The organism is Amycolatopsis sp. NPDC003861, from assembly GCF_053605405.1.
On the sequence record NZ_JBSGJD010000029.1, the window covers coordinates 41,446 to 54,256 of the forward strand.

The 12,811-nt window shown below is 70.9% G+C and carries 14 protein-coding genes; 2 read left to right on the top strand and 12 right to left on the bottom strand.

The window, feature by feature from the left end; translation table 11 throughout:
* Positions 1–8: 8 nt before the first annotated feature.
* The 7 genes from ACWEVN_RS10720 to ACWEVN_RS10750 are packed head-to-tail and all read right to left on the bottom strand — an operon-like array spanning position 9 to position 6,901.
* Entirely contained in the window at positions 9–764 is a 756-nt protein-coding gene (locus tag ACWEVN_RS10720; protein WP_310968281.1) for an SDR family NAD(P)-dependent oxidoreductase, read from the bottom strand.
* Complete coding sequence (locus tag ACWEVN_RS10725; RefSeq protein ID WP_452051065.1) at positions 761–2,173, bottom strand: aldehyde dehydrogenase family protein; 1,413 nt, start codon at positions 2,171–2,173, stop codon at positions 761–763. The genes ACWEVN_RS10720 and ACWEVN_RS10725 overlap by 4 nt, the downstream gene beginning before the upstream one ends.
* Entirely contained in the window at positions 2,166–2,939 is a 774-nt protein-coding gene (locus ACWEVN_RS10730) for an ABC transporter ATP-binding protein (protein ID WP_449687624.1), read from the bottom strand. The genes ACWEVN_RS10725 and ACWEVN_RS10730 overlap by 8 nt, the downstream gene beginning before the upstream one ends.
* A complete protein-coding gene (locus tag ACWEVN_RS10735) occupies positions 2,936–3,667 on the bottom strand; it encodes an ATP-binding cassette domain-containing protein (protein WP_452051066.1) in 732 nt (243 codons plus the stop codon). The genes ACWEVN_RS10730 and ACWEVN_RS10735 overlap by 4 nt, the downstream gene beginning before the upstream one ends.
* Positions 3,664–4,470 (bottom strand): ABC transporter permease, encoded by an 807-nt coding sequence (locus ACWEVN_RS10740; protein ID WP_310968285.1) that lies wholly within the window; start codon positions 4,468–4,470, stop codon positions 3,664–3,666. The genes ACWEVN_RS10735 and ACWEVN_RS10740 overlap by 4 nt, the downstream gene beginning before the upstream one ends.
* Positions 4,470–5,414, bottom strand: a complete 945-nt coding sequence (locus ACWEVN_RS10745) for an ABC transporter permease (RefSeq protein WP_452051067.1) — start codon at positions 5,412–5,414, stop codon at positions 4,470–4,472. Before ACWEVN_RS10745 ends, ACWEVN_RS10740 begins: the two co-directional genes overlap by 1 nt.
* Positions 5,411–6,901, bottom strand: coding sequence for an ABC transporter substrate-binding protein (locus tag ACWEVN_RS10750; RefSeq protein WP_452051068.1), 1,491 nt, complete (start codon positions 6,899–6,901; stop codon positions 5,411–5,413). The genes ACWEVN_RS10745 and ACWEVN_RS10750 overlap by 4 nt, the downstream gene beginning before the upstream one ends.
* Before the next feature lie 66 nt (positions 6,902–6,967).
* Here ACWEVN_RS10750 and ACWEVN_RS10755 point away from each other — a divergent pair, with 66 nt between their 5' ends.
* Positions 6,968–7,714 carry a FadR/GntR family transcriptional regulator gene (locus tag ACWEVN_RS10755; protein ID WP_449687628.1) on the top strand — a complete coding sequence of 249 codons (747 nt, stop codon included), beginning with the start codon at positions 6,968–6,970 and terminating at the stop codon, positions 7,712–7,714.
* Between the two features lie 10 nt (positions 7,715–7,724).
* Positions 7,725–8,765, top strand: coding sequence for a patatin-like phospholipase family protein (locus ACWEVN_RS10760; protein WP_449687629.1), 1,041 nt, complete (start codon positions 7,725–7,727; stop codon positions 8,763–8,765).
* Here the strand turns inward: ACWEVN_RS10760 and ACWEVN_RS10765 are convergent.
* From ACWEVN_RS10765 to ACWEVN_RS10785, 5 genes are all read right to left on the bottom strand, one after another.
* Positions 8,751–9,353 (bottom strand): class F sortase, encoded by a 603-nt coding sequence (locus tag ACWEVN_RS10765; protein WP_452051069.1) that lies wholly within the window; start codon positions 9,351–9,353, stop codon positions 8,751–8,753. The genes ACWEVN_RS10760 and ACWEVN_RS10765 overlap by 15 nt on opposite strands.
* A 4-nt stretch (positions 9,354–9,357) precedes the next feature.
* Positions 9,358–10,026, bottom strand: coding sequence for a hypothetical protein (locus ACWEVN_RS10770; protein WP_452051070.1), 669 nt, complete (start codon positions 10,024–10,026; stop codon positions 9,358–9,360).
* Between the two features lie 205 nt (positions 10,027–10,231).
* On the bottom strand, positions 10,232–10,813 hold the full coding sequence (locus ACWEVN_RS10775) for a class F sortase (protein ID WP_452051071.1): 582 nt from the start codon (positions 10,811–10,813) through the stop codon (positions 10,232–10,234).
* Positions 10,810–11,592, bottom strand: coding sequence for a hypothetical protein (locus ACWEVN_RS10780; protein ID WP_452051072.1), 783 nt, complete (start codon positions 11,590–11,592; stop codon positions 10,810–10,812). Before ACWEVN_RS10780 ends, ACWEVN_RS10775 begins: the two co-directional genes overlap by 4 nt.
* A gap of 61 nt (positions 11,593–11,653) precedes the next feature.
* Complete coding sequence (locus ACWEVN_RS10785; protein ID WP_452051073.1) at positions 11,654–12,694, bottom strand: trans-sulfuration enzyme family protein; 1,041 nt, start codon at positions 12,692–12,694, stop codon at positions 11,654–11,656.
* Positions 12,695–12,811: the final 117 nt, after the last annotated feature.

Here is a 12,811-nt window from a genome sequence, read left to right on the forward strand (position 1 = left end):
AGCGCTCCTCACGAGGCAGGCGGGTCGAAGCGGCCGTCGACGGCGGTCCAGCCACCGTCCACCGCCAGCACTGAGCCGGTCACGAACGACGAAGCGTCCGAAGCGAGGTACACGACGGCTCCGGCGAGCTCTTCCGGACGCGCCCAGCGGCCCAGCGCCCCCTTCGTCGCGTACGCGTCGTACCACTCGGGATTCGCCTTGATCTGGGCGGTCAGCGGGGTCTCGACGACGCCGGGGGCGATCGCGTTCACCCGGACCCCGGCCGGGCCGAACTCCGCGGCGGCCGTGCGGAACAGCTGGACGAGCCCGGCTTTCGTCGCCGCGTACGGGCCCTGGCCGGGCTCGACGGTCGTGCCGCGGATCGACGAGAAGCCGATGATGCTCCCCCGCCCGCGCGCGACCATGTCGGCGCCGAAGACCCGCACGACCTCGAACGTCACGCCGAGGTTCAGCGCGAGGACGCGGTCGAACTCCTCCCGCGTGTAGTCGAGCAGCCGCTTGCGGACGTTCATCGCGGCGGTCAGCACGACGACGTCCTGCGGCCCGAGGTCGGACGCGGCCTTGTCCAGCGCGCCCGGTTCGAGCAGGTCGAGTTCGTACGCCTCGCCGACGCCCGCTTCGCGCGCGGCTTCGAGGTCGCGGTCCGCGCAGACCACGTCGGCGCCGTGCGCGGCCAAGGCGCGAGCGGCTTCGCGGCCGATGCCGCCCGCACCGAGCACGACGGCCCGCCGTCCGTCGAGCCGGAACAACGTCGAGTAGTTCACGGGCGCAGCACCGCCATCCTCGTCACGGTCAGTTCCTCGACGGCGAACCGCGGCCCCTCGCGGCCGATGCCGGAGTCCTTCACGCCGCCGTACGGCATGGTGTCCGAGCGGAAGCCGGGCACTTCGTTGACGACGACCCCGCCGACCTCCAGCTCGTCGAGCGCGCGGAACGCCGTGTGCAGGGACTTGCTGTAGACGCTGGCGTGGAGGCCGTAGCGGGACGCGTTGACCGCGGAGAAGGCTTCGTCCACATCGGACACCGTGCGGACGCAGACGACCGGGCCGAAGATCTCCTCGTCCCAGGCTTCGACGCCGTCCGGGACGTCGAGGAGGACGGTCGGCCGCAGCACCGTGCCGTCGACACCCCCGCCGAACCGGCGGCCGCCGGCCTTTTCGATCCACGCGGCGACGCGCTCGGTGGAGGCCGGGTCGATCAGTGCGGACACCCGCGTCTTCTCGTCCCGCGGATCGCCGACGACGACCTCGTCGAGCCGCGCCAGCAGGCGATCGGTGAACTCCGCGGCCACCGACGAGACGACCAGCACGCGCTGCACCGAGATGCAGGCCTGGCCGGACGCGTAGAACCCGCCGCGCAGCACGGCGTCCACAGCCGCGTCGAGGTCGGCGTCTCCGACCACCACGAGCGCCGCGTTCGAACCCAGCTCCAGCAGGGTTTTCGTCGGGGCCGCGTCGCGGGCGATGCGGTGACCGACCGCGGCCGAGCCGGTGAACGAGACCGCGCCGATCCGGCGGTCCGTCGTCAGCGCGGCCCCCACCGAAGCATCGCCGGTGACCAGCTGGACCAGGGCGGGCACGGGCGCGAGCGAACGCACGAGGTGGACCAGCCGGAGCGTGGCCAACGGTGTCTGGGGCGCGGGCTTGACGATCACCGGGCAGCCCGCGGCGATCGAGGGCGCGATCTTGTGGGACGCCAGCAGCAGCGGGTAGTTGAAGCCCGCGATGCCGACGACGACACCGATCGGCTTGCGCTTCCAGAACCCGACCAGGCCATCCCCGGACGGCAGGAGGTCCAGTGGCACGGTCTCACCGTGCAGCCGGGAGACCTCCTCGGCGGCGGCCTCCCAGGTGACGATCGTGCGTTCGACCTCGACGCGGCAATCGACCAGCGGCTTGCCGGACTCCAGCACGAGCAGGTCCTCGAACTCCTCGCGGCGGGACCGGATCGCCGCGGCGACGTCGTTGAGCAGCGAACGTCGTACCCGCGAAGGCAGCGAAGCCACTTCGCGCGCGACGGCGACAGCCTCGTCGACGGCCCGGCGCGCCAGCGAAGGCGTTCCGACCGGCGCCGTGCCGACCACGCTCCTGTCATAGGGGAAAACGATTTCTTCGGTATCCACAGTGGACACCCAGCCATCGCCGATCGGCAGGCCATCGGGATACTCAGGCATCGTCACCTCCGCGCAGCCGGGCGAGTTCCGCGCGCAGGTTCGGCGCGGCTTCGAGGAGTTCCCGCGTGTATTCGTGCTGGGGCGCGTCGTAGACCTGGCCGACGTCGCCGAGCTCGACGATCTCGCCGCGGCGCATGACCGCGACCCGGTCGCACACGTGCCGGACGACGCCGAGGTCGTGCGACACGAAGATCAGCGTGAGCGCGAATTGTTCGACCAGCGCATCGAGCAGGTCGAGGATCTGGCCGCGCACGGAGACGTCGAGCGCGCTGACCGGCTCGTCGGCAATCAGCACGCTCGGGTTCGGCGCCAGCGCGCGGGCGATCGAGATCCGCTGCCGCTGGCCGCCGGAGAACTGGTGCGGGTAGCGCCCGGCCGCGTCCGCGGGCAGGCCGACGGCGGCGAGCAGCTCGGCGACGCGATCCGGCTCCCGGCGGCCGAGCGGCTCGGAAACGATGTCGAGGACCCGCATCCGCGGGTCGAGCGAGCCCATCGGGTCCTGGAAGACGATCTGCAGTTCCGAGCGCAGGAAGCCGAGGCGGCGTTCCGGCAGGTGGTCGATCCGCCGGCCGTGGAACGCCACCGTGCCGGCGGTCGGCTTGTCGAGCGCCGCCAGCAGCCGGACCAGCGTCGACTTGCCGGAACCGGACTCGCCGACGATGCCGAACCGCTGCCCGGCCTCGACGTCGAAGCTGACACCACGCAAGGCGTGCACGTTCCGCCGGGCGTAGTGGCGTTCGAGGTCGCGGACTTCGATGGTGCTCATCGGCGCGCCTCCAGGTCCGAGGCCTCCAGGAGCTTCCGCGTGTAGGCGTGCGAAGGCGATGTCAGCACTTCGCGCGTCGAGCCCGCTTCGACGATCTCGCCGTCCAGCATCACCAGCACGCGCTCGCACACCGAAGCCACGACAGCGAGGTCGTGGGTGATGAACAGCAACGCGCTCTCGGCGGGCAGTGACGTCTTGATGAGCGCAAGGATCTGGGCCTGCACGGTGACGTCGAGGGCGGTCGTCGGCTCGTCGCAGATCAGCAGCGACGGCTCGTTGGCCAGGGCCATCGCGAGCACGACCCGCTGCCGCTGGCCGCCGGAGAGCTGGTGCGGGTACGCGCGAGCGGTGTCCGGCAGGCCCACCGCGTCGAGGAGGTCCTCGGCGCGGTGCCGGCGGCCGTGGATCCGGCCGGGCTCGGTGACCTGGCGGCCGACGCGCATAGCCGGGTTCAACGCCGTCATCGGCTCCTGGAACACCATGGCCAGCTCGTCGCCGCGCAACCGGGACATGTCCTTTTCGGACATCCCGAGCAGTTCGCGGCCGTTCAGGGTCACCGAACCGGACGCGGGCAGCTCCTCGGGCAGCAGGCCCATGATCGACAACGCCGTCAGCGACTTCCCGGAGCCGGACTCCCCGATCAGGCCGACGCGCTCGCCGGCGCCGATCTCGAAGGAGACGTCCCGGATGAGAGAAGAAACGCCGAGGCCACGCACCGAGAGCGTCATACTCGGGCCGCCAATCGGGGGTCCAGGCGGTCGCGCAGGCCGTCGCCGAGGAGGTTGAAGCCGAGCACGGCGACGGCGATCGCGATGCCCGGCACCAGCGCCAGCCGCGGCTGCACGGTCAGCAGTTCCTGGGACTCCTGCAGCATCCGCCCCCACGACGGGGTCGGCGGCCGGGTGCCGAAGCCGAGGAACGACAGGGCCGCTTCGGCGAGGACGGCGATCGCGAACGACACCGACGCCTGCACGATCAGCAGGCCGGAGATGTTCGGCAGCACGTGCCGCACGGCGATGTTCAGCCGCGACCGGCCGCCCGCGCGGGCCGCCAGCACGAACTCGGTGCTCATCACCTGCAGCGTCCCGGACCGGGCGATCCGCGCGAACGACGGGATGGTCGCGATGCCGATGGCGACCATGGCGGTCAGCGTGTCCGCCCCGAACACCGCGCCGAACATGATGGCCAGCAGCAGCGCGGGGAAGGCGAGGACGAGGTCGTTGACGCGCATGACGAACTCGCCGAGCCAGCGCGGCGACATCCCGGCCAGGATGCCCAGCGGCGTGCCGATCACCGCGGCGATGCCGACCGCGACGACTCCGACGTACAACGTCGTGCGGGCGCCGACCATGAGCTGGCTGAGCAGGTCGCGGCCGAACTTGTCGGTGCCGAACCAGTGCGAGCCGGTGAAGCCGAGCAGCCGGTGGGCCGCGTCGACCTTCACCGGGTCGAACGGCGTCCACGCGAACGACAGCAGCGCGGCCAGCACGACCAGGCCGACGAGCACCCCGCCCAGCACCAGATTGCGCATCACGAACCTCGCAATCGGGGGTCGAGCACGGTGTAGAGGACGTCGACGACGAAGTTGACCAGCAGCACGCCGGCCACCAGGACCAGCACGATCCCCTGCACGGTCAGCAGGTCACGCGCGGAGACGGCGTCCAGCAGCATCGAACCGAGGCCGGGCAGCACGAACACGCGCTCGACGACGACCGCGCCGATCAGCAGCGTCGCCAGCTGCAGGCCCAGCACGGTGACCACGGGCACCGACGCGTTGCGCAAGCCGTGGCGCACCAACGCCTGCCCCGGGCGGAGGCCTTTGGACCGCGCGGTGCGCAGGTAGTCCTGGCCGAGCGTGTCGAGGACGGCGGAACGCACGTAGCGCGTCAACACCGCGCCCTGCACCAGGCCGAGCGACAACGCCGGGAGGATCAGCCCGCGGTAGAACTCGCCGAAGTCCTGGTTCGGCGGTGTCCACCCACCGGAAGGCAGCCAGCGCAGCTGCACGGCGAAGATCTGCACGAGGATGATCCCGGCCAGGAACGCGGGGATCGCGACGCCGATCTGCGACAGCCCCGAGACGCTCGCCCCCGACGCCTTCCGGTGCTTCACCGCGGCGAACGTCCCGGCCGGCACGGCGATCACCAGCGCCACCAGCATGCCCGCGCCGACCAGCCAGAGCGTGACGCCGAGGCGGTCGAGCAGCTGCGGGCCGATCGCGTCGCGCGTGACGTACGAGCGGCCGAAGTCGCCGTGGAGGACGCCGCCGATCCAGTCGACGTACTGCGTGACCAGCGGGCGGTCGATGCCGAACTCCGTGCGCGTCTTGGCCAGCAGCTCCGGCGTCGCGTTGACGCCGAGCGCGACCTGGGCCGGGTCACCCGGCAGCACGGCCATGAAGAGGAACACGACGATGGACGCGGCCAGCACGCTGACCACGAAGATCGCCACCCGGCGCAGCACCCTGGCCGTCATCGCGGCGCCAGCCCGGTGAGGTCGAACGACTCGCTGACCTGGTTCCGGACGAACCCGCCGACCTTGGCCTTCGCGACGATCACGTTGGGGAACAGGAACAGCCAGTCCGCGGCCGCGTCGGTGTTCAGGTGCCGCGCCACCTGCTTCATGTCCGCGACCTGCTGCTCCGGCGTCCCGCTGTCGGCTTCGGCGAGCAGCTGCTGGACGCGCTTGCTGTCGTAGCCCCAGTAGTACTTCGGCTTCCCGAACGTCGTGATGTCCCTGGCTTCGACGTGCTGGATGATCGACAGGTCGTAGTCGTGGTCGGTGAACACCTGCTTGAGCCACACCGCCGGGAAGTCGAGCGGCTCGATCGTGGTCCGGACCCCGACGTCGGCGAGCTGCGACTGGACGACCTGCGCGGCCGACACCGCGTACGGCAGGTTCGGGATCCGCAGCCGCAGGCTCAAGTTCGTCACGCCGGCTTCGGACAGCAACGCCTTGGCCCGCGCGGGATCGAAGCGGTAGGCGTTCGACAGGTCCTCGTACCACGGGTCGGTCGGCGGGACCATGCTGCCGATCAGCGTGCCACGGCCGGCCCACGCCGTGTCCAGCAACGCCTTCCGGTCGATCGCGTAGGTCAGGGCCTGGCGCACGCGGACGTCGTTCAGCGGCGGCCGCGCGTTGTTCATGGCGAGGGTGACCTCGGAGTTCGTCGTGCCCTGGACGACCTGGAACCGGTCGTCGGCCTGGAACTGCGGGATCGAGTCCGGCGCGGTGATCGCGGAGATGACGTCGATGCCGTTGCTGAACAACGCGTTGTTCAGCGCGGTCGGGTCCTTGATGTACTTGAGGACCACCGTCGAGTACGCCGGTTTCCGGCCCCAGTAGGCCGGGTTCGCCTTCAGCACCACCGAGTCGCCGCGCTTGCGAGCCGACACGACGTACGGCCCGGTGCCGACCGGCTTGCTCGCCAGGTCGGCGACGCCGGTCGGGCTGAACATCGCGCCGAGCCGGCTGGTGAGGCCGAACAGCCAGCCGTTGGACGGCTTCGACAGCACCACCCGCGCGTGGTCCGGCGCCACGACGTCGACGTGGTCGACGACGTCCATGGTCGCCTTGATCGAGATCGTCCAGTCGGTTTTCACGCGCAGCAGGGAGAACTTGACGTCCTCGGCCGTGAAGGGGGCGCCGTTGCTGAACTTGACGCCTTGCTGCAGCTGGAAGTCGTAGGTCTTGCGGTCCTGGCTGATCGTCCACGACTTCGCGAGCAGCGGGACGACCTTGCCCTGCGCGTCGAGCTTCACCAGGCCCTCGTAGACGTTGTAGAGCAAGGCCTGCGGGATGGCGGCACCGTCGGTGCGGGTGAAGTCGAAGTTCGCCGGCTCCGCCGTGAAGCCGACGGAAAGGGTGTCCGAACCTGCGGAAACGCTCGCTGACGAGCCGGCTGAGCAGCCGGACACCACGAGCAGCAGCGCCGCTGCCACCACGGGAATCCGGGCTTTCATTCGGCCTCCAGATAAGTACACTGGTCTGACCAGTAGCCTGCACCGAGCGGACGGCGAGGTCAAGGGATGCGGTTCGAACCGGTGGCTCCGGTCCGCGCGTACGAGCGGGTCGTCGAGCAGATCGAGCAGGCCGTGGTCAGCGGCGCGCTCAAGCCGGGGGAACGCCTGCCGAGCGAGCGCGAGCTGATGACGCAGTTCGGCGTCGGCCGCTCGACGATTCGCGAAGCCCTGCGCGTGCTGCAGGCGGCCGAGATGATCCGGTCGCGGCCCGGAGACCCGCGCGGCCCGGAGGTGCTGGCCGCCTCGCCCGCCGCGCTCCACCGCTCGATGCACCGGCTCGCGCGCGCCGACCACGTCGGGCTCGCCGAGCTGCTCCAGTTCCGGATGATCCTCGACGGCTCGGCGCACCTGCTCGCCGCCGAGCTCCGCACCGAGGACGACCTGACCGGCCTCGACGCGGCCCTGGAATCGATGCGCGAAGGCGTCTCCCGCGGCTATGCCGAGTTCAGCCGCGCCGACGTCGCATTCCACGAGGTGATCGCGCGCATCTCCCGCAATCCCCTGCTGGTGGTCAGCGAAGAAGTCGTGCGCGGGGTGGTGCTGGAACTGATCGAGGACAAGCTCGAGCACGCCAGCAACCGGACGTCGCTGATGCGCGCGTGGCTCGCCCACCACGCCGAGGTGCTCGACGCGATCCGCGCGGCCGACGGCGGCGGCGCGGCCCACCTCGCGAAGCAGGCGTTGTACGACAACTACGCCGAATACGTCCCCGCCGGGCAACGGCCTCTGCTCACCCCGTTGCTGCGGTCATAGACTCGGCCGCGTGGACTCGGCGAAACGGGACGGCGTCGGCCTCGCGCTCTCGGGCGGCGGCTACCGCGCAATGCTCTTCCACGCCGGCGCGCTCTGGCGGCTCAACGAGCTCGGCTGGCTGCCGAAGCTGACCACCGTCTCCAGCGTCTCCGGCGGTTCGATCGCGGCGGGGGTGCTGGCGCACGCGTGGAACCGGCTGTGGTTCGGCGCGGACGGCGTCGCGGAGAACTTCGGCAAGGAGGTCGTGGCGCCGATCCGGAAGCTGGCCCGCACCCACCTCGACGTCCCGGTCACGCTCAAGGCGATGGTCATGCCGTGGCGCAGCGCGGGCGAAGAACTCGCGCGCCGCTACGCGAAGCACCTCTTCGGCGACTGCCGCCTCGCGGATCTCGACCCGGCCGGCCCGAACTTCGTGTTCACCGCGACCAGCCTGCAGGACGGCTCGCTGTGGTGGTTCTTCCGGCAGCCGGGCCCGCACGGGCAGGTCCCGCTCGCCACCGCGGTCGCCGCGTCGTCGGCGTTCCCGCCGCTGCTCTCGCCGGTGGTGATCCCGGATCCGGCCAAGCCGGACCGCAAGATCGTGCTGAGCGACGCGGGCGTGTACGACAACCTCGGTCTCGACCCGATCGAGAACCAGCGGGCGACCGTCCTGGTCAGCGACGCCGGGAAGAAGATGAAGCACGAGGCCGAGCCCGCGCACAACTGGCCGATGCAGCTGCTGCGCGTGCTGACCGTGATGGACAACCAGGTCCGCGAGCTGCGCACCGGCTCGCTGCTGAAGTCCTACGAGGACAAGACGTACGCCGGGACGTACTGGGCGACCTACAGCGACATCGAAAACTTCGAACTGCCGGACGCGCTGCCGGCCCCGGTCGAGCAGACCCGGCGGCTCGCCGAGACGAAGACCCGGCTGACCAGGTTGCCCGAGAAGCTGCAGGACAACCTGATCAACTGGGGATACGCCGTCTGCGACGCGGGTATGCGCCGCTGGGTCTGCCCGGGCACCGAATGGAAGCCGGAGTTCCCGTACCCGGGCTCAGGCGTCGGCTAGCTTCGCGTACACGATGACGTTGTCCTTGTAACTGTGCTCGGCGTGGTCGAAGGCGCCACCACAGGTGATCAGCCGCAGCTGCGGCTTGTCGCTGTTGCCGTAGACCGCGTCCCGCGGGAACGTCTCCTTCGGCACCTGCTCCACGCGCTCGACGACGAACTTCACCTTCTTGCCGTCGCTGCGGTCGACGTCCACCTCGTCACCCGGCGCGAGCTCCTTCAGCTTGAAGAAGATGCCGGGCTTCTTGTCGCCGTCCACGTGGCCGAGCAGGACCGCCGGACCGGTCTCGCCGGGCACCGGCGACATCTTGTACCAGGCCGCCTGCATCGGCGTGTGCACCGACGGGACGGAGATCCCGCCGTCGGCCTTCGGCAGCACCGAGACCAGTGACGACTGCGCGCCGATCTTCGGGATGTTCAGCTGCGTCGGGCGCAGGCCGGCGAACGGCTTGGTCACCGGCGGCGGGGCCGGCGCGGACGAGGACGGGGCTGCCGCCTGCGGGTCCGGGGTCCCGCAGGCGGTCAGGGCGAAGGACAGCGCCAGGGCGGCCGCGAAAACGCGGCCGCCGCGGCGGAACTGCGTGGTCATGCGGTCAGGACCGGGCCGTCGCGCCGCCGCCGGTCTCGACGCCGCCGGCCTTCGGGGTCACCTTGACCTGGCCGCCGACGGTGGCCGAGCCGCCGCCGTGCCCGACCGGGCGGGTGACCGGCTTGCCCTCGCACACCCAGGAGACCTGCGTGTCGTCGGACAGGTGCTTGCCCTCGTTCAGCTGGATGTCGAAGCCCCAGTAGCGGCCGTCCGCGCCGTCCTGGAACGGGCCGGCGGCCACGGTGAAGTCGTTGGCCCGGACGTCCCGCGGCTCGCCCGCCTTGCAGGCGATGACCAGGATGCCGGCACCGCCGTCGAACTCCCACGCGTACGCGACGTCGTCGATGTAGTCGTCACCGTGCGGGAACGGGTCGGTCGGCTCGGTGGTCGGCGTGGTCGGCCGGGTCGGCTTGCCCGAGGTGGGCGTGCCGGTGCCGGTGGACGTCGGCTCGGACGTCGGCTGGCCCGACGTCGGCTGCTGCGAGGTGGGCTCCGAGGACGCGGTGCTGGTCGGCGCGTCCGTCGTCGTCGGCACCTCGCTGGTGGCCGTCGGCGCGGCTTCGGTCGTCGAAACGACCGGAGCTTCCTCCGCGAGCGCGGCCGGTGAAACGGTGAGCGTGAGCAGGGCCCCCGCGAGCACAGCGCCCGCGAGACGGCCCAGGGTCTTCTTCAAGGTGACTCCCAGGGAAGGAAACGCGCAATGACCCCCACTACGCGAGCCGCCCGGTGCTCCGAAGCACAAGATCAGGCGACTCGGACATCCTGCCCCATTACTGGTATGTACCGGAAACCATTTCCGCGTGAAGAAGACCACTGCGGCAACCGGTAACGTTCGGGCCCAGCGAAATCCACATCGGACAGTGACGCCGGCAGCGCTTTCAGTCCGCGAGCTTCGCGTAGACGACGATGTTGTCCTTGTAGCTGTGTTCGGCGTGGTCGAACGCCCCACCGCAGGTGATGAGCCTCAGTTCCGGTGCGCTGCTGTTCCCGTAGACGGCTTCGCGCGGGAACGTTTCCTTCGGGACCTGGGTGACGCGGTCGACGACGAACTTCAGCTTCTTCCCGTCGCTGCGGTCGACGTCCACCTCGTCACCGGGCGCGAGCTCCTTGAGCTTGAAGAAGATACCCGGTTTCTTGTCGCCGTCGACGTGCCCGAGCACGATCGCCGGGCCGACGTCGCCGGGCACCGGCGAGAGTTTGTACCAGGCGGCCTGCATCGGCGTGTGCACCGACGGCACGGAAATCGAACCGTCCGGCTTCACGGCGACCGCCAGCAGGCTGGACTCCGCGCCGATCTTCGGGATCTTCACCGAGGTCGGGCGCAGTCCCTTGAACGGCACGGTCACCGGCACCGACGACGGAACCGGAGCGGGTGGCGCGGCTTTCGGCGGCTCGGCGGTGCCGCACCCGGCCAGGGCCAGCACCAGGGCGAGCGCGACGCCCGCCCGGCGGACCGTCACCGGGCCGTGCCGCCGAAGCCGGTCTCGACCCCGCCCTTGGGCGCGACCTTGACCTGGGCCTTCGGAGCGGCGTTGCCGGCGGGCGCGGAGCTGGTCGCGGTGGTGACCGGCGCGGTGCTCGAGGCCGGGGCGGTGGACGTGACCGTGCTCGTGACGGTGCTCGTGGCCGTCGCGGTCACGGTCGAGGTCGGCGGCTGTTCCTGCTCGAACTCCACGACGCCGTTGCCCTCGACCCCGCCGCAGGTCCAGCTGAACTTGGCGGTGGTCGTGCCGGCCGGGGCGTCGACGACGCGCACCGAGTAGTTCCACAGGCGGCCGTCGGCCTCGTCCTGGTCGGGGCCGCCGGTGACGCTCAGGTACTGGGTGGCGATTTCGCCCGGCTTCCCGGCCGCGCAGGCGATGACCAGGACGCCCTCGCCGCCGAGACCGACGAAGCCGTGCCCGACGTTGTCCTGGTAGTCGTCCTTCGGCGGGAGCTCCTGGGTGTCGCCCTTGACCTCGGGCTCCGCCTTGGGCGCAATCCGCTTTTCGGTGGTCTTCACGTCACCGTGCGTGCTCGGCGCCGACGACGGGTCTGCCGGTGTCGAGGTGGCCGGAGTGGTCGACGGCGCCGTCGTGCTCGTCGGGCTGCTCGACGTCGGCGACTCCGAAGTGGACGTCGTGGTTTCCGTGGGTGACGTGCTGGTTTCCGTGTCCGCCAGCGCGGCGGGCGTGGCGGCGAAGGTGGCGAGCGCGCCCGCGAAAACAACCCCGGCAACCCTGCTCAGCGTTCTGCCCACGATGCCACTCCCAACGCGTTGACCTGCGATGTCGCGACTATCGACGATTCGGCGGCGCGCGTTACTCCGGTAGGGCGATCACCAAGTCGTCCCAAAGGTCGTCGGGATCTTCCAGGCCGACGCTGAACCGGATCAGCCCGGGCGGGACGCGCTCCTCGCCCGCCAGGCAGGCCCGCCGCTCGACCAGGCTCTCGACGCCGCCGAGGCTGGTCGCCGACCGGATCAGCCGGACCGACGCGCAGAAGCGGTCCGCCGTTTCGGCGTCGGCGAGCTCGAAGGCGACCATCATGCCGAAGCCCGGGTAGCGCACCCGCCGGACCGCGGGGTGCCCGCCGAGCCGCTCGGCCAGCAGGGCGGCGGTGCGGGACTGCTCCGCGAGCCGGACGGGCATGGTCCGCAGCCCCCGCAGCGCGAGCCAGGCTTCGAGGGCGCCCGGCGTCGACCCGACCCGCGTCCGCGCGCCCTTCAGCTCCTCGGCCACGGCCGGGTCCTTGGCGACGGTGATGCCGAGCAGCAGGTCGCTGTGCCCGCCGATGAGCTTGGTCGCGCTGTGCACGACGACGTCCGCGCCCAGCTCCAGGGGCCGCTGCTGCAACGGCGTGGCGAAGGTGTTGTCGACGACGACCCGGCCGCGTGCGGCGGCGGCGATCGGCTCGATGGCCATCACGTCGAGGGTCGGGTTGGTCGGCGACTCCAGCCAGACCAGGTCCGACGTCGCGGCCTCGGCCACCCAGGCCGCGGTGTCGGCCGGCTCCAGCTCGGTGACGGCGAGCTTGCCGAGCTTCTGCGCGTGGGCCAGCACGCCGCGCGTGACGGCGTAGCTGAACGTCGGGACCACCACCCTGGACCCGACCGGCAGCAGGTCCAGCACCGCGGACAGGGTGGCGACGCCGGACGCGAAGGCCGTCGCGTGGCCGCCTTCCAGCGCTCCGACGGCTTCCTCGAGCGCGTGCCAGGTCGGCGTCCCGTCCCCGCGGGCGTACGCGAAGTCGCCACCGGCCTGGTACGTGCTGGTGGCGACGAGCGGGGTGTTCAGCGGCTCACCGGGACCGTGCGGCCGGCCGGCGGCGATGGCCTTGGTGCGAGGCGTCCAGTCGTCCATGCGCCTCACGGTACGCACCTGTCGTGTTTGGTTATTGGGGGGGTAACCCCCCAAACCACAAACCCACCCCCCGGGGGGAGCGGGGAGTGGGCGGACACCACGAACACAGACACCGAG